Source organism: Limnobacter sp. (assembly GCF_036405155.1).
Taxonomy (GTDB): Bacteria; Pseudomonadota; Gammaproteobacteria; order Burkholderiales; family Burkholderiaceae_B; genus Limnobacter.
In genome coordinates this window covers 278256-294667 of record NZ_DASWYD010000003.1, presented here as the reverse complement: position 1 = coordinate 294667, position 16412 = coordinate 278256, and the positions used below count along the sequence as shown (strand labels likewise).

The 16412-nt window shown below is 56.3% G+C and carries 9 protein-coding genes and 1 tRNA gene; 3 read left to right on the top strand and 7 right to left on the bottom strand.

The annotated features are described in order from the left end of the window. The 4 genes from VGE55_RS03920 to mads1 all read right to left on the bottom strand — a co-directional run. Nucleotides 1–2653 (bottom strand): TnsA endonuclease N-terminal domain-containing protein (locus tag VGE55_RS03920; protein WP_331130405.1); only part of this gene is annotated, 2653 nt, incomplete at its 3' end. Then, complete coding sequence (locus tag VGE55_RS03915) at nt 2643–4565, bottom strand: site-specific DNA-methyltransferase (RefSeq protein WP_331130404.1); 1923 nt, start codon at nt 4563–4565, stop codon at nt 2643–2645. The genes VGE55_RS03915 and VGE55_RS03920, both read right to left, overlap by 11 nt. Further along, a complete protein-coding gene (locus VGE55_RS03910) occupies nt 4565–7480 on the bottom strand; it encodes an ATP-dependent DNA helicase (protein WP_331130403.1) in 2916 nt (971 codons plus the stop codon). Before VGE55_RS03910 ends, VGE55_RS03915 begins: the two co-directional genes overlap by 1 nt. Then, entirely contained in the window at nt 7477–7689 is a 213-nt protein-coding gene (mads1, locus tag VGE55_RS03905; protein ID WP_331130402.1) for a methylation-associated defense system helix-turn-helix domain-containing protein MAD1, read from the bottom strand. Before mads1 ends, VGE55_RS03910 begins: the two co-directional genes overlap by 4 nt. 130 nt (nt 7690–7819) lie before the next feature. Here mads1 and VGE55_RS03900 point away from each other — a divergent pair, with 130 nt between their 5' ends. The 3 genes from VGE55_RS03900 to VGE55_RS03890 all read left to right on the top strand — a co-directional run bounded on the left by VGE55_RS03900 (nt 7820) and on the right by VGE55_RS03890 (nt 14501). Further along, entirely contained in the window at nt 7820–11119 is a 3300-nt protein-coding gene (locus VGE55_RS03900) for a sacsin N-terminal ATP-binding-like domain-containing protein (protein WP_331130401.1), read from the top strand. 89 nt (nt 11120–11208) lie between these two features. After that, the gene (locus VGE55_RS03895) at nt 11209–12378 is read left to right on the top strand and encodes a hypothetical protein (RefSeq protein ID WP_331130400.1); all 1170 of its coding nucleotides are present in this window, start codon (nt 11209–11211) and stop codon (nt 12376–12378) included. 11 nt (nt 12379–12389) lie between these two features. Continuing rightward, nucleotides 12390–14501 (top strand): ATP-binding protein, encoded by a 2112-nt coding sequence (locus VGE55_RS03890; protein ID WP_331130399.1) that lies wholly within the window; start codon nt 12390–12392, stop codon nt 14499–14501. On the opposite strand, the gene VGE55_RS03885 is transcribed toward VGE55_RS03890, so the two are convergent. The 3 genes from VGE55_RS03885 to VGE55_RS03875 form a co-directional block, all read right to left on the bottom strand. Further along, the gene (locus tag VGE55_RS03885; RefSeq protein WP_331130398.1) at nt 14498–15007 is read right to left on the bottom strand and encodes a PIN domain-containing protein; all 510 of its coding nucleotides are present in this window, start codon (nt 15005–15007) and stop codon (nt 14498–14500) included. The two genes, VGE55_RS03890 and VGE55_RS03885, sit on opposite strands and share 4 nt — an antisense overlap. Beyond that, entirely contained in the window at nt 14988–16067 is a 1080-nt protein-coding gene (locus VGE55_RS03880; RefSeq protein WP_331130397.1) for an XRE family transcriptional regulator, read from the bottom strand. The genes VGE55_RS03885 and VGE55_RS03880 overlap by 20 nt, the downstream gene beginning before the upstream one ends. A 216-nt stretch (nt 16068–16283) precedes the next feature. Continuing rightward, nucleotides 16284–16359 (bottom strand) — tRNA-Asn (locus tag VGE55_RS03875). Between the last annotated feature and the right edge of the window lie 53 nt (nt 16360–16412).

The window sequence follows — 16412 nt, the reverse complement described above, 5'->3', positions numbered from 1 at the left end:
CATCTGACGACTTTAGGAGTCGATACTCCATCCCGCTCGCCACCGCGATCTGCTGAGCGAAGTCCTTCTTAGCTTGCACCACCGCATCCTCAATCTGGTTGTCGGCCTTCACTTCGACGATCACATACTTCAGGGTGCCATCCGGCTCTTCGCGCTGGAAGATGAAGTCCGGGTAGTAGCTACGAACGGTGCGCGAATCCGGGTCGATGTACTGGATGAAAAAGTCGGACTGCCCGTGGGTCAGCATCCCGGTGAAGTAGATCTTCTTCACGCGCTGCTCGCGCAGCAGATCCCAAAACAGCCAGTTCTCCGAGCCGGAGTCGAAGCAGTAGGTGTCGAGATGAAAGCTCTTGGCGCGCTCCTCGTCCTTGATTTGCGCGTCGCTCATCCGGACGATCTTGTCCTTCGCCGCCGACACCTCGTAGTAGCCATTCGGGGGCAGTTTGATCAGATCGACCTCGTGCTCCTCGGTTTGTTGCGACTCGTCCAAGTCGTAGAGCTGGCGGAAAAGACGCGGAATGATCTCGTCGTACAGCAGCTCGTTGAACTCGTTTGTAATGGCCACCAGTTCAGCGGAGCCTTCCTTGGTGGCGTCGAGCAACTCTTCGATCTCGAGGGGGCTTCGGTTCAGATAGCGCGAGACCTCAGCCACCAGCGAGAGCAGTGAGAAGGCCCGTTTTTCCCGGCGCGAAGTCAGGTCAAAGGTACGGCTGCCGGAAGCGCGCACCGCGTCGGCGGCCGTCAAACCGTCCTGCTGCGTTTCAATCAGCCGGTACTTCTCGACCAGTTCGCCCCACTTCTGCGCGTCTGCCCGTTCAGGCATCAACTCTTGCCCGGTCACCAACTGCTTCTCGCGCATCTGGTATTGCTTGCGCACGCGCACCAGTTTTATCTTGACCGGTGGCTCGACCACCCGGATCTCAACGCGCTCCTTGTCCTTGCCAGTCTTCTGCAGTTCGTCAGCGCTGATGCGGAAGTTCTGCTGCAGCTCGTCATTCAGGGTGTTGAGGTTGTCGTCCGAGAGGAATACGTGGCCGGTGTGCTGGGCCTGCCCGATGGCGCGCAGGCACCGCATCGTGGCTTGCAGTACGAACACCTTGGATTTGGGCTCGCGGAATAGGCCCACGCCGAACAGCGAGCGACAGTTCCAGCCTTCCCGGCCCTTGTTGACCAGCAGGATGAACTGCTTTTCGGACCCTTCGGTGTCGAGGCGGTTGAACTCACGGATGTCATCGTTGGTAGTGAGCTTGTCGTCACCCACGTTGACCAGGATGCGCGAGGTGGGGATACCGTGCTTGAGCAGCGCACGCTCCACCGCCGGTCGCAACTCTCCGGTCAGCTCATCGATGGTGGCTGCAAAGAAAGCCAGCTTGGGCAACAACCCTTCCGGGCGAAGGTCACCCGATTCCTTCAGGAAGTTCTCGATGGCGATGTCGACAAACTCGTCGGTACGGGTGTTGGCGTAGCCGTGCAGCGTCACCTTCTTGAGGAAGCCCTTGTCGATGGCTTCTTTCAGTCCGTAGGCGTAAACCACTTCGGGCAACACCTCGCGCCCCACATAGGGCGTGCCGGTGTAGTTGTAGCAGGCCACTACCCGCGTGCCCGCCGCACTGAGGCTGGCGGCCAGGATGTCGATGGTGGTGCGCAGGCTGGTGTCCGTTTCCTTGGCCCCCACACCCATGTCCTTGGCCAGCGCCTTGCCAAAGGCGTGGTGGGCCTCGTCCACGAAGATACCCAACTGCTCCAGGCGGCGAAGTTTCTCGAATCGCTGATTGGTGGTGAGTTCGCCTTCTTCTTCTGGCTGGTCGAAGTTGTAGAGGTCGGCGGCATCGGCATAGACGCCGGTGGCGGCGAGGGTTTCGCCGGTCGCGCCGAACAGCTTGTCGACCGAAGTCTTTTCCTTGTGCTGGCGCTTGAGGATGATCTTCTGCGTGTTCGAGACGATGATGTTGAAGCGCGAGCGATCCAGCGTGTCCAACGAGGTGCCTGCTTCTTCGAGGTAGTGGAAGCGCAGGTGCGTGGTCAGGAAGTTGACGTACTCCGGCGGCACGACGCGGGTTATGTCGAAGGATTCGATTTCCTTCAGTGACTGCAATACTGTCTTGTCGGGCGCGAACACCAGCGCGTTGTGGCAGTAACGCGCGTCCTTCTCGAATTTGTTACCCAGCAGGAACTCGTAGAAGATGCAGGTTGCCATCAGGATGGTTTTGCCCGTCCCCATCGTCAGCGCGAAGATGTAGTTCGGGTAGGCGCGTGAGTTTTTGCGCATAGCCGCGAACACGGCCTTGTACTGATCCTGCGTGATCTTATCGAATAGTCCTACTTGCCCAGCGCTGCCCGATACCACTCCACCCTCGGCACGATCAGCGAAGCGGCCTTGTTTTTCAAACCAGTGCTGAAAGATTTCCTCGACCTTGGCGTTGCCGAGGAACTCTTTGAGAAAGACGTAGGTTTCCAGCGCCTCGAACTGCGGCTGGCGCAGGAAGGCCTTCGGATTCTTCTCCGGGTTGTTGAAGTCGAGGAACTTACGCGTAAGCTCCTTGTAGTGCGTGCGGATCGTGCCCCGGTTGGTCTGATAGAACTGCCAGAGAAACTGGAAGAAGGCGAAGTCGAGCGAAGCGCTCACTGCCTTGGCTGCTCGCTTAGTCGCCATTGGCTACACTCCCTTCCCAGGATTCCGACAGCAGATCGGTGATCTTCACGCGGATGGTGCCTGCGTCGCTTGGAACCTTGTATGCGCCCTTGACCATCTCGTTCTTGCCCGGGATGTCCACCACCGCTGGTTGCAGCACTGCACCGTCGTAGTTCCAGTCGATCAGCACCGACTCGACCAACTCCTTCCAGTCCTCGACCGACTCCTTATGAAGCGAGAGCTTTTGCAGCAAGTTCATCGGGTAGAACTTCTCGATGATCAGCTCGCAGTTCTTGATGGCCACCTTGGCTTGTGAATCGCGCTTGAATTCCAAATTGGCGTTGTCGCGGAGAATGTCCACCACCTCGACATCAATCTTGAAGGGCTTGGCGGCCAGCTCCAGTTGCGCAGCCAAGTCCGGCTCGTGGCCCATGCAGATGAGGGTGATCTTCTCGACCGGGCGGTTCGAGAACTCGTGCTGCTTGCGCTCCCACGCCTTGTAGTCGAAGCCAGCGATCAGCTCGTTCAGATCGGCGCGGGTGGCGATACGGTTGACGGGCATGATCTTGAACATGCGCCCATCCTTCTCGCCATCGAACACAGTGCTGAACTCCAGCTTCTGCACTTCCAGAGCCTCGATCAGCAGTTCTTTGGCCTGAACGGGGTTGCGGAATATGTCGTAATGATTGACGTTAAAGACCTCAAAGCCGGTATAAAAAACTTCCGTCCGATCAAGATACATCTGACGCAAATCATTGCCTACGCCAATGAGGCGTTGAACGGCGGTCTGAATTGCTCCCGTATTTATGTCAGCACCGATAAACCGGCGCCCCAGCTTCATAGAAACAGCCTGGGTTGTACCAGAACCCATAAAGCAATCAAGCACCAATGAATCTTTATCGGAGGATAAAGAAATAATCCTTGACAGCAATTCTTCAGATTTTTGAGTTGGATACCCTTGGTCATCGCTTGACCATGAGTCGATGAACTTGAGATCAGTCCATAGGCTGCTTACCGGGAGGCCGGGCATTTCATCGAGATACTGTTTGTATCTCGGCATCCCATTCTCTGTGAAATAAATTCGACCTTCGTCTTCAAGCCTCTTTGCGTTTTCTCTTGTGTAACGCCAAGCACGAGTATGTCCATTCCACTCAAAAACCGGCCCCCTTCCACCTGGCGCGGTAGTTGATCTGGAAAGCCAGCGCCGCCCATCAGGGTCTTTGTAGCGGTAATATGTTTCTACATATTCATCGGAATACGGAGAATACTGAGGATTCCAAATGTGTTCGTCAGTTTTTGTGTATGCGAAAATTGTGTCATGGATGGTGCCTATTGTTCCAGCGTCGCCATGCGCATGACGTCGTTTGTAAACAATCTCAGCCAACAATCGTTCAGAGCCAAACACCTCATCTAACAAGCATCTGAGATGATGTGACTTATGCCAGTCACAATGCAGGTAAATAGTTCCTTGCTTTGAAAGAAGCTCTCGCAATAGGACGATTCGTTCAAACATGAATTGCAAATATTCATCGTTTGTCCAAATGTCACCGTATTGCTTTTCTTCGAATGTCCCCGAACTTGAAGACACTTTATTGCCACGCAATTGCACCGTTTTTTTGTAATCTGCTTTCGAGTCAAACGGCGGATCGATGTAGATCAGGTCCACCTTGCCCCGAAACTCCTTCAGCAAGTGGCTCATTACCTGTAAGTTGTCGCCCCAGAAGATCTTGTTGCGCCAGCCATCCACCTCTTCGCCGTGGACTTCTTTCAACTGTGCTGGGTAATACTGGGTCGAAGTGAATGGGCGCTTTCCGCGCCAGTTGAGCATCGGATAGCCCTTGATTGGTTCGAACTCGTACTTCCCGACGCTGGTGGTGCTGCCATCAGGCGTGTCCACTTGCAGGCTTTCCTGCGCAGGGGTGTTCTTGCTCATCAGTCGTTTTTCCTGAATTTCCAATTTTTGTTGTCGCAGTAGGCGCGCATGTCGCAGCTCAGGCACAACTTGGCCGGGCGCGCTGCGATCTGGTAGTCCTGCCGCTCGATACGCGAGACGATGTCGTCGAAACGCGCGATGGTCTTGCCAATGGCCCGGTCGTCCTTGGTGAACGACACGTACGGGTTCCCACCGTCCTCGCCGGTGTAGTACAGGTGCATCCGGCTGACCTTATGGCCGGTGCGTTCTTCCACCAGATGGGCGTACACCTCAAGCTGATGTTGGTACTGTCGCAGGCGATCCCGATCCTTCTCCATGTCGGGCTTCTTCTCCGACTTGAAATCGATGATCTCGACCGTGTCGTGTTCCCCTCGGATCAGATCGACGCTGCCCTTCAAGATGTACTGCTCCTTGATGAGCGAAATCTCCACTTCTGCTTCCTTGATGCGATCCCAGTGGCCGTTCTCGCGCTCGAAGTAGCGAAGCACGTGTAGCAGCGCTGCTTGTTGGGATGAGGGCGCGAGGTAGACGCGCTCCTTCTTAGACAACATCGCGTAATTGGCCGAAAACCAGCCCTTTAAGGCGTCAAAGGTGATCGTGCCTTCCTCGCCACGCAGCACGGTCTTGTGGATGTCCTCGATAGTTTGGTGCACCAAGGTACCGAACAGCATCGGACTTTCGCGGATGGGCGCGAATTCCAGTTCTTTGAAGAAGCGGTACTGCTCGGCGCAGTTCTCGAAGACTGTGATGTGCGAGGTGAACGAGTATTCGCGCTTGAGGTTGATCTGCTTGACGGCCTCGTAGGTCCGTGCGGATAAATCAACATCACGCCAGCTCGGCAGCTCGTTGAACAAACGCTCGAAGTACTTCGACGGCGACTTGCCTCGCCCTTGCTTCTCCTGCGCCGCCAGCACCAGCAGGTTCTGCGCACGCGAAAAGGCCGTGTAGAACAGCCGCCAGAAGTCGAAATTCTTGATGAGATCGAGCGGCTCGAAGCGCTCTTTGGAAAGGTAGCCGCCATCCTCCAGCAACACGTCCAGTGGACTGTACTGCTTGCGCGGTACGGCTTCCAGAGAGCCGCACACTACTACCGGAAATTCCAGTCCCTTGGACTGGTGGATGGTGAGGAAAGAGACGCAGCCTTTGGGCGCGTATTCAGCTTCGTCCTCGTACTCGCCGATGCCACCATCGACAAGAAAGCGCATGAACTGGTTGAACAGATCGCGCAGGTTTTTTTCCAAGAATTCCGGGTTGAGCACGCTGACGTAGTGCAGATATTCGAACTTGGTGACCAGCTTGGAGAAGGTGCCGAGGTTTCGCGCGGCGCGCCCTTTGTCCACGTCTAGCACTGCCTCGTCCGTGAGAAAGCGCGAGAACAGCGGGAACTGCAGAAGTTGGTAGAACAGACCGGAAAAGGAGTAGTCGGTATTCTGAGTCAGGACTGCGTGGCGTTTGGCCAGCGGGCGCGCCCAGTCCAGTAGTGGCTTGTTTTCCGGTTTGCGTAGCTCGTCCGTGAAGGGCTTGAAGCAAAGCTGGTCGTAGTAGTCCCAGATGGGGAGCGTGACGCCATCGGCCCATGCCCGAACCTTGGGAAACTGAGGGAACAGGAAGATCAGTGCGCCGATCATCAGGCGGATTTCCTCGCGCTCGAAGAACATGTTCGAGCGAGGTGAAAACACGGGAACGCCCTGTGCTTCGAGGAAGCGCGCCAGTGCCACCACCTTGTCGTTCTTGACCGAGCGGAAAAGGAACGCGACCTGATTCCAGTCCGCAAGCTGGCCCGAGGACTTTAGGCCAGTGAGGAAGCCCAGCACCTCTGCATGCCAGTTGGTGGCTTCGTCCTTTTCGTCACTGGCTGCCAATCGCACCGCCGTCGGCAGGTCGGGAAATTCGTCCTCACGAGGCACGATCTGCTTAGCAAAGCGAAACACGCGCGTGCCGTCTTCCCAAACCTGCTCTTTCATCCACTGGTTGTAGAAGCGAATGATGTCTGGGTGCGAACGGTAATTGACGGTGAGCTTGACCTGCTTGCACTGGCCATCGTCGAACAGCGCCGGGAACTCCAGAATGTTGCGGATGGTGGCTCCGCGAAAGCGGTACAAGCCTTGGTCGTCGTCTCCCACCACGCACAGATTGCGGCGCTCTCCGGCAAGCAGCAGAAGAATGCGCTCCTGAATCGTGTTGGTGTCTTGGTACTCATCCACCATCAGGTGGGTGAGCTTTTCGCGCAGTTGCCCCAGCACCTCGGGGCGCTTTTCCAGCAGTTGCAGGGCCTCGTACTGGATGCCGGAGAAATCCAGTGAGTTGTGCTCGTGCAGCAGCTCCTGGTACTTGGCAAAGCAGGTGGCCAGAGCTCGGATTTCCGGCTCAGGGGCTGCCGCCAGCGAGGTGGCATCAAGTGCCTCCTCGCCGACCTTGTTGAGCCACTTCAGCAGATTCTCTGACTGCGCCCAGCGGCCCGTCTGGTCATCGCCCATGACAAGCTCGGCGTCTGGTAGCTCGCGGAAGTCCTTGATGTGCTGGTAGAGGAAGTACTGCTGGTCGAACTGGTCGAACAGCGTGAAGCTGCGTTTGAGCCGTGTGAACTCGCGGTAGTCCTCCAGCAGTCGCAGGCAAATGGAGTGGAAGGTGCCGAGGTACATCTCGTTCAGATTGAACTGGATGTTCAACTCGGCCAATCGGTTGGAGATGCGAGTGGTCAACTCGCGTGCGGCCTTGTCGGTGAAGGTGACGACCAACAGTGACTCGGGCGCGATGCCTTTGTGGGTGATGAGATAGACGATTCTTTCGACCAGCGTGAAGGTCTTGCCTGAGCCCGGCCCAGCAATGATGAGGACCGGCCCATCAGTGGCCAGGATGGCCTCTAGCTGCTGTGGGTTGGCCTTCGATTGGAGGGCGGTAATGCTAGATGTCATTCCGCGTCCTCGTCATCATTTATCGTCGCCTTGCCGATGCGACTGGCGATCCATTTATCAATGTCGCCACGCCTGAAGCGCCACGTGCCGCCGAGCTTGAAAGCAGGGAGCTTTCCGCTCGCCGCAAGGCGATAGACCGTGCGCTTGCCTGCCTTCAGGTAAGCAGCAACCTCATCAATCGTGAGGATCTCGTCCGGCTGTTCGCTCATCTGGTCACCTTTGGGCCTCTGCTACTGGGTTGGTCTAATGCAGTATCTTGTCATAAGATGGCATGAATGGACAAACTTGGGCAAACATGGCATCCAAGATGATGTTGTGAGGCCGCATTCAGGAGGAGTTGTGGCATCCAACTACGAAGCGATTTGCGAAGAGAACCGAGAGAGCTACGGCACCAAAGGCGCTCAGAAGTCAGGAAAACTGGCTGCTGGGCTTTACGACGACCGTACGCACTTCATCTTCGAACTGCTGCAAAACGCAGAGGATGCTCTCGGTCGGCGTGGCGAGTGGCACGGATCACGTAAGGTTGCTTTCACCCTGGACCCGGACCGCCTGACACTCTCGCATTTCGGCAAGCCGTTCGATGAGGCTGACGTCCGTAGTGTCTGTGACATCGCCGAGAGCACAAAGAACGAGTCGTCGATTGGGCGATTCGGCCTCGGCTTTAAGTCTGTTTACACTGTCACCGATCTTCCGGAAATCCACTCCGGCGAAGAGGACTTCGCCATTGAGAACTACGTGTTCCCGATGCGGATGGCACGTTCGGCGCGGGCCGCTGACGAGACGCAGATCATCCTGCCCCTGAAACCGGAGGATGCGAGCGCAGCACAGGACATCACCACAGGGTTCCGAAACTTGGGCCCGGCCTCGCTACTGTTCCTTCGCCACATTGACGAAATCAACTGGAGCGTCGAGGGTGGTGCTTCCGGGTTCTATTTGCGTAACAGCCCTGAATCGCTCGGTCTTAATGTTCACCGCATCACGGTAATCGGCAAAGAGGATGATCTGCCAGAAGTCGATCAGAATTGGCTGGTCTTCCACCGCGAGGTGTTTTCCCCCGAGGGGCAGAGGGTAGGACGGGTAGAAATCGCTTTCTCACTAGTTACTGTGAAGGATGCCCCAGGTCGCTGGGCAGTACAGCCCCTGGCCAAGTCGCCGCTGGTGGTGTTCTTCCCGACAGTGGTTGAGAGTCACCTTGGTTTTCTAGTACAAGGGCCGTACCGCACGACGCCAGGCCGCGACAACATTCCGCCCGGCGAGCCGTGGAACCAGCATCTGGTCAAGGAAACGTCCAACCTGCTGGTGGAGGCGATGCGCTGGATGCGGGACAAGGCAATGCTGGATGTCGCCGCGCTGCGCTGCCTGCCGCTTGACCGCGAAAAGTTCCCAAAGGAATCGCGGTTCGCGCCGATGTTTGATGCCGTACGGCAGGCGTTTCAGGAAGAGGAGCTCCTTCCGACCTTCGACGATAGGCATGTCACCGCCCATCAGGCTAAGCTGGCGAGAACGCAGGAGTTGCGGGAGCTGTTCAACCCGGAACAGGTTGCGGTGCTGTTCGATTCGGAGGTCGCCGCTTGGCTGTCCGCTGACATCACCCAGGATAAGGCACCTGAGATTCGGCAGTACCTGATGCGCGAACTCGACATCGACGAGATCACGCCGACAAAGCTGGTGCCAAACCTGACCAAGGTTTTCCTTGAGGCGCAATCCGACGAGTGGGTGTTGCGACTGTACGAATTCCTGAGCGGCCAGGAGAAGGTACTGCGTCCCCACCTGGGCACTATTCCGCTCATTCGACTCGATGACGGGACGCATGTCGTTACTCGCGAGAACGGAAGGGCCAAGGCATTTCTGCCCAGCCCCATTGCCACCAGTTTCCCGACGATGCGCAGAGCGGTGTGTATGACACCCGAGGTGCGCTCGTTCCTTATCGCGCTGGGTATCACCGAACCCGACCCGGTGGATGATGTCGTTTGGAACATTCTGCCGAAGTACCAACAGCAAGAGGTGGAAGTGGTAGACGAGGCCTACTCTGCCGATATCGAGCGCATCCGTACGGCCTTCAACACCGACTCAACCGCGCAGAAGGAAAAGCTCCGGTCGGCCCTGCGCAACACCACTTTTGTGATGGTGGTAGATACCGGCGATGGCAAAGGCTACTTCGCCAAGCCCGGGGAAATCTACATCGCTACCGACCGCCTGCAGCAGCTTTTCGCAGGCGTGCCCGACATCTTGATCGTCGACAACGAATACGACTGCCTGCGCGGTGAAGACATTCGTGACCTGTTGGTGTCCTGCGGCGCAAGCCGCTACCTCATACCCCAAGCAACGTCATCGGGGCTGGGCCATTCCGAGAAAGCGCAGATTCGCAGAGAAGCAGGCCTTGAGCGTGCGAGCTGGGAAAGCCCGCCAGAGGACTTCACCCTTCGCGGGCTGGCGCAGTTGCTGGAGTTCCTACCCACTCTCAAGCCTGAGGATGCCGCAGCAAGGGCGAAGGTATTGTGGGAGGCGTTGGCTGATCTGGAGGCGCGCGGTACCGCCGCCTTCTATGGCTCCTACAAGTGGGGCTATTCACACGAGACAAAGACCGCCCGATTCGACGCCGCCTTCGTCCGGACGCTCAATCAGGTTGCCTGGGTGCCGAATGCCGACTGCGAGCTTGTGCCTCCGGGGCTCGTCGTGTTCGACACCCTCGGCTGGAAGCCCAACCCGTTCCTGCTGACCAAGATCACCTTCAAGCCGCCGATCATCGATCAGCTTGCCAAAGAGGCAGGCATCGATCCGGCGATTCTCGATCTGCTACGAAGAGACCCCGCTATCGTTGCCGAGCTGACGTCCCGACTGAGCGCGAATCCAACGCCAGAATCGGAGCCAGCGCCCGAGCCGGAGGCCGACGAGCCGTCCGACAGCGACGTGTACGACGACGCGAAAGATCTGTACGGCGACGACATGCCGGATATCCCGCCCGGCACCCCTGATCCTGATGGCGGTGACGGCGTGGGCACAGGTGCGGGAGGTGGTGGCCAAGGGCGCACTGGCACAGGCACTTCGCGCGGCGGTGGCCAGGGCAATGGAGGTGGCCACGGCGGCTCAGGCGGCCACAGCACCTCCGGAGACAACGGCGGTGGCAAAGGCGGTGGCAAAGGCGGCGGGCAGGGAAAGAGGACACCTGGCCACGCAGGGGGGCGAGCATTCATTTCCTACGTCGGCACGCACACCGATGATGATGGACCCGATCCCGATGGCCTCGATCAGGCGGAACGGATGCAGATCGAGGGTAGCGCAATCGACCTGATCATCGGTCTTGAGCCTGCACTGTGTCGCACTCCGGAAGGCAACCCAGGTTTTGACCTCTTCGAGGCCGACAGTAGTGGCATGCAGATTCGATGGGTCGAAGTGAAGTCGATGACGGGCACCTTGAAAGATCGCCCCGTAGGACTGTCACACACGCAATTCGACTGCGCACGCGAAAAGGGCGATGCGTACTGGTTGTACGTGGTCGAGCGCGCAACCGATCCAGCAAAAGCTCGGGTACTCAAAATCCAGAATCCAGCTGGTTTAGCACGAACCTTTACGTTCGATCACGGTTGGAGCCAAATCGCTGTAACAGATACTCTTACCTCAGTGGGAGCTGTTAAGTGATTGTCGCCCTAGTTTGACAAAGGAACCTGACAGATGAGTATTTATGCAGGATATGACTGTCGGTACGGCATGAAAGCTGGAGCTGGCGCTTGGAAAAAAAAACGGAGGGGAAAAAAATGATTGACCCAGCCAGCCAGGCTCAACTGAAAGAGGCTATTGCGGATTGCATTGGTACCGACCACGGCGTGCTGGATATGCTACGTGAGGAGATACACCCGCTGAAGAGCGCCACGCGCCGAATTCAGCCGCGCGCCACGACGTCGATCTCACTGGTTGGCACCGATGGGGGAAATAACCAGCTTCAGTTTGATCCCTTTCTGATTCAGTTGGTCCGAGTCGTGGATAGCAGCAACAATGAGTACTGCCTGGAGGCAGTTTCGCCCACGACACCGGTGCAGAAACTCAACCAACGCCAGTTCGCGTCGGATGGCACGCCAAAAACGGCACTGGGTGAAATGATGGCCTTCCTGGGAGTGAATAGCCTGCAGTCGCTCTCCCACATGATCCGGCCGACGGATAGTGGAAAGCCGGTTTCTCCCAGCTGGGTTCAGGTCTATCGGGAGTTGGTCGAGTGGGCGATCCTATTCAAGATACTCGACAAGGATTACGGCACTGACACTTTGATCATCTGCGATGGACTTCTGCGAAGCAAGGTGTTCGCCAAGGACCTATTCCAGAGGCTGCTCCAAGGGATGAAGGAGCGTATCGATAGGCAATGGAGCAGCAGCCGGCGGCGGGTATATCTCGCGGGTGTGGCCAAGCACAGCAAGGTGCTTTCTCGGTATCGCTTGGCGATGGCTCTGGAAGGCGTCCTTCAGACTGATTACCCCGCCTACGTCGAGGTACCCCGCGAAGTTGAAGAAAAAGCCTACGTCTGGTCGGAGTTCGCACGAGGCGATGACCGAACTGGCGAGGGTGGCGAAATCAACAAGTTTGTCGGTGGCAAGATGTTCCTAGTGAAATTTGGCTCCCACCGCCGCGATCCAGTATGGCCAATCGACATCTTTGTCCCACAAGTTAGCGAGTCCCAGGCAATTCTCGGGTCAATGCTTGCGGATGCGATCAACGGTTTTCCAGTCCCCCATTACCCACGCTGCCTGCAAAAGGCGCATGAAAATGCGGCGCTGGTCGATTTCGACTTCGATATTTTGCAGGACTTCATCTACGAGGGTGTGCGTTCGAGTCTCGGCGGCGACGCGGGTACATTGGATGCGTTTCAGCTACAGGACGCCGATCCTGCGCAGCGTCGGTACGGATAAGGGAGAACAACATGGCAGAGATCCAACTTTTTCCTAGAGATCAGGTCGTCGGGATTTTTCGTGGTTTTCAGCAGGGTGGCATGGAGTTTCATGCTGACCTTGTTTTGCCGTATAGAAACGACTTTCAAAATATTCCTATGCACGGACAGTTCCTTATCGTGCAATTGGAGACCACAGATGAAGCTGTATTAGGACGAATCGCGTCTTTCTCTTCAGAAGGGAAATTATCTTTCGGGTCTGGGGAAGAGTTCAATATTCGTGCGGTTCGGGAAGAACGGCCTATCCCCGAAGATTTGCGTGAGCAGTATCTGAAATACAGAATCAATATCCGCGTGCTGGGGGTTCTGCGCAAGAATGGAAAGGGACTGACCTTTGTTCCTTCGCACCGACGACTTCCTCATGTTGGCAGCAAGGTTGCATTCCCGAGTGATGAGGTCCTGCGTGAGATCGCTGGCCACAATATTGATGGCGCGCCCATAGGGCATCTGGCGTTCGGTGAATACATTTATGCGGCGGGCAACAAGACATTCCAGTCACAAGAATGGATGCAGGTGGTAAATCCGGAGGTGCTGGTTCGCTTCCCGATTGAGTCATTGGTATCTAGGCGAAGCTTCATCTTTGCCAGGGCAGGTTTCGGCAAGTCGAACCTCAACAAACTACTGTTCTCCAAGCTCTACGAAACGACACCATTCGTCACCAAGAGGGCCAACAAGCGGGTTCCGGTGGGCACGGTCATCTTTGATCCTGATGGCGAGTACTTCTGGCCTGATGACAAAGGGCGGCCAGGTCTCTGTGATGTGCCCGCGTTGGAGGATAAGGTAGTGGTGTTCACGGATCGGAAGAATCCGAGTCCGTTCTACCAATCCTTCGTAGCCGGGGGAATCAAGCTTGATATTCGCCGTCTTCGACCTGGTGATGTCATCTCCATTGCGCTGGGCGCTGAGCGCCAAGAACAGCAGAACGTGCGGAAACTGCGAGGGCTTCCTCAGGATCGATGGGAGTCGCTAGTCAACATCATCGACACTAACGGCAACACCACTCCGCTCGACGATATCTGCGCGTTACTAGACCTTGATCCGCAACGACAGGAGGCAGAAGCACTGGCGGCCAGGGGAAACATGACAGCAATCGTGAAGATGCTTCATGACAAAAGCAGCCAGCTTATGGACATGCTGGTTCAGGCGCTCTCAGAGGGAAAACTATGCGTTATTGACGTCTCCCAGATGCGTGGTGGCCAGTCCTTGGTTCTCTCGGGCTTGATCCTGCGGCGAATCTTCGATAGGAACCAACAAGAGTTCACTGCAGCAGACCCAAAAACGATCCCGACAATTGCTGTCGTCGAAGAAGCACAGTCGGTTCTGAACGAGAATGCACCGGCTGCCGAGCCATATATCGCTTGGGTCAAAGAGGGCCGCAAGTACGATTTAGGAGCGCTGCTTATCACGCAACAACCAGGCAGCATTCCAGTAGAGATCCTCAGCCAAGGGGACAATTGGTTCATATTCCATTTGTTGTCCGCTGCAGACCTCACGTCGCTGAAACGAGCTAACGCCCATTTCAGCGACGACTTGTTGAGTTCCCTTTTGAATGAGCCGATCCCCGGCCAAGGCGTTTTCTGGAGTTCTGTAGGTGGCAAGCCTTACCCGGTTAGTCTCCGCGCGCTGTCGTTCGAGAGAATGTACTCAATGCGTGATCCAGATTACAACCAGGGTACTGGTGACACATATGCGCAATCGCTTCGCAGCACATTTTCGGGGATGAGGCAGACGGCGGTAGTCTCTCAAGTCCTAGAACCTACTGGTTCAGGCACCCTCTTCTCGGCAGATACCAGTTTCGAAGAGTCTGAGCCCGTCGACGTAATGGCAACTTTGGAACAGCGAGCAATCGATGCCTTAAGAGGTGATGCCGAACTACGCCAGAAGCTCGCTTCCTCCAATGGCATGCCTTGGTTTGGAGTCCAGCAGTTCCTGATTGATCACTTGCCTGAACAGTTGGAAGACCGACGTCAGTTTGCTTATAACCTTGTTTCGAAGGCAATGAATTCCGTATTTGGCCCACAGCCTACCGCATGGGAAACCTTTAAGAATCCAGCAACAGGTAAGACGTGGATAAAGACCCACTAGCGCAGCGCGTTAAGCTCTTTTTCGGCTTCTTGCCAGGGCAGCCGTCGCTTGCCTGACTTCATTCGGTCAAGTGCCTTGAAGGCGTCGTCGACTGTCAGCAACTGGTTCTCGATCATGGCGCATAGCAAGCCTATGGTGCCCATGACGTTGACCTGTTCCTTGTTGGCAACAGTTCGCAAATTGGTGTCACCCGTGAGTAGGGTGCAGTCCTCCTGCTTCGCAAGCGCCAGTGCCAAGTAGTCGTTGTGACTGGGCTTGGGCCCGTTTTTCGCTGGAAGCAGGTGGTTGTGCTGACCTGGCAACTGCTGGGCATAGGCCACGAAGTCGCCGCTGACCTCCATGACCTGCAAGCCCAGCTCTTCAAGACCCGGACTGCCCGGCTCGATTTCTTCGAAGTACAGCAGATCAGGGATGCCAAACTGCATCGGAAGCTGAAAGAGCGTCTCCATCAACGCTCCCGCTTCCATATCGATCAAGATGTTCGCATCACTGATGAGCAACCGCATCCGATGACTCCAGCTGGCGTTCTTTGTGGAAGCGCATCATCGGGATGCCCAGCAGTTCTGCCGCCTTGCCTTCGGAAATGTATTGCTCGGCCAAGGCGCGGTACACCAACTGATCAAACAGTCGTGGATGCTCTTGCGGCAGTGGTTCGCCAGGCTCGGTCTTACGCCAGCCCTTTGCCGAAAACCGCTTGAACATAGAGAGGTGAGCGGCCTCGGTGATCACGCCACACTGTTTGGCGCGTTGCAGCCATCCGGTCATCGAGAGACCGAACTCGTGCTTGAGCACATACAACTCTTGCCATTCCAGGGCATGGCGTTGTGCGCCAAGCAACTGCAACACCGCAACACGCGGAGCCAGGAATGCACCGGCAAACCGGTCGCAGGCTTTCTCTTCGTTGATACCGTCGGCCAGCCGTCCTTCGAGCAGCAGGTGCCCCAGCTCATGCGCCAATGTGAAGCGCTGCCGATCACCGGGCCAGCGCTTGGAGACAGCTACGACCGGATACTCCCGGCCATCTTCGGTTCTTGCCTTGGCCGTCAAGCCAGAGAAGCCCGGGTTCTCTTCATCGACCACGATGACCAGCAAACCAAGGCCTTCGAGGGTGTCGGTAAGGTCAGCAATCGGATTCAAGCCCAACTGCCAAGCGTTGCGGACCGTATCTGAGAAGGCATCGATCTCATCCAGCGAAGTGATGTGCTCCGACAGATTCGCAGGCGGTGCAAATGCCGGGAACGGTAGTTCGGGAAATGCACCGAGCAACTCCACGCGCTTTTCAACCAACTCGACGACCTTGATCTTCAGGGCATCCTGTGCAGTCTTGCCAAAGGTCGAGAGCTTACGGAACTCGGGCTGGAGCAGTTCAATCGCATGCGTGCGAAAGAAGTATTCGGTACGGATACCGCAGGCGCGAGCCAACTTGAGCAATTGAGTCGACGACGGCGTCAACAGCCCCTTCTCATATTTCTGGATGGCAGTGTGAGAGACCCCAACCTGTTCACCCAACGCACTCAAGGTCAGACCTGCCGCCAATCGTGCTTGACGAATGCGATCTGCAATCATAGTGCCCCCTCAGGTTTGGTTTAAATATACTAAAATTATACCAAATACTTAAACCAAAGAGAACTCCGAATCCTCCTGGCTACCTTGACAAGAATCGTGAAGGACTGCCCCTGGCAGTCAGCTCACCGGACTAATACAAGTCAAATTTTTGCGGGAAAGTACGTTTTCTGCGGGAAAAGAAAAAGGGTTCCGATTTCTCGAAACCCTTTCTGTGTTTGGCTCCCCGACCTGGACTCGAACCAGGGACCTGCGGATTAACAGTCCGTCGCTCTACCGACTGAGCTATCGGGGAAAGAGCCGAGATTATAGCAGCGAAAATTTTTTGTGCAAGCGCGAATCGGTGCG

What these genes read in the sequence shown, in the direction of transcription:
- VGE55_RS03915 (WP_331130404.1), bottom strand. Translation starts at nt 4,565, where the DNA reads ATGAGCAAGAACACCCCTGCGCAGGAAAGCCTGCAAGTGGACACGCCT.
- VGE55_RS03910 (WP_331130403.1), bottom strand. Translation starts at nt 7,480, where the DNA reads ATGACATCTAGCATTACCGCCCTCCAATCGAAGGCCAACCCACAGCAG.
- mads1 (WP_331130402.1), bottom strand. Translation starts at nt 7,689, where the DNA reads ATGAGCGAACAGCCGGACGAGATCCTCACGATTGATGAGGTTGCTGCT.
- VGE55_RS03890 (WP_331130399.1), top strand. Translation starts at nt 12,390, where the DNA reads ATGGCAGAGATCCAACTTTTTCCTAGAGATCAGGTCGTCGGGATTTTT.
- VGE55_RS03885 (WP_331130398.1), bottom strand. Translation starts at nt 15,007, where the DNA reads ATGCGGTTGCTCATCAGTGATGCGAACATCTTGATCGATATGGAAGCG.
- VGE55_RS03880 (WP_331130397.1), bottom strand. Translation starts at nt 16,067, where the DNA reads ATGATTGCAGATCGCATTCGTCAAGCACGATTGGCGGCAGGTCTGACC.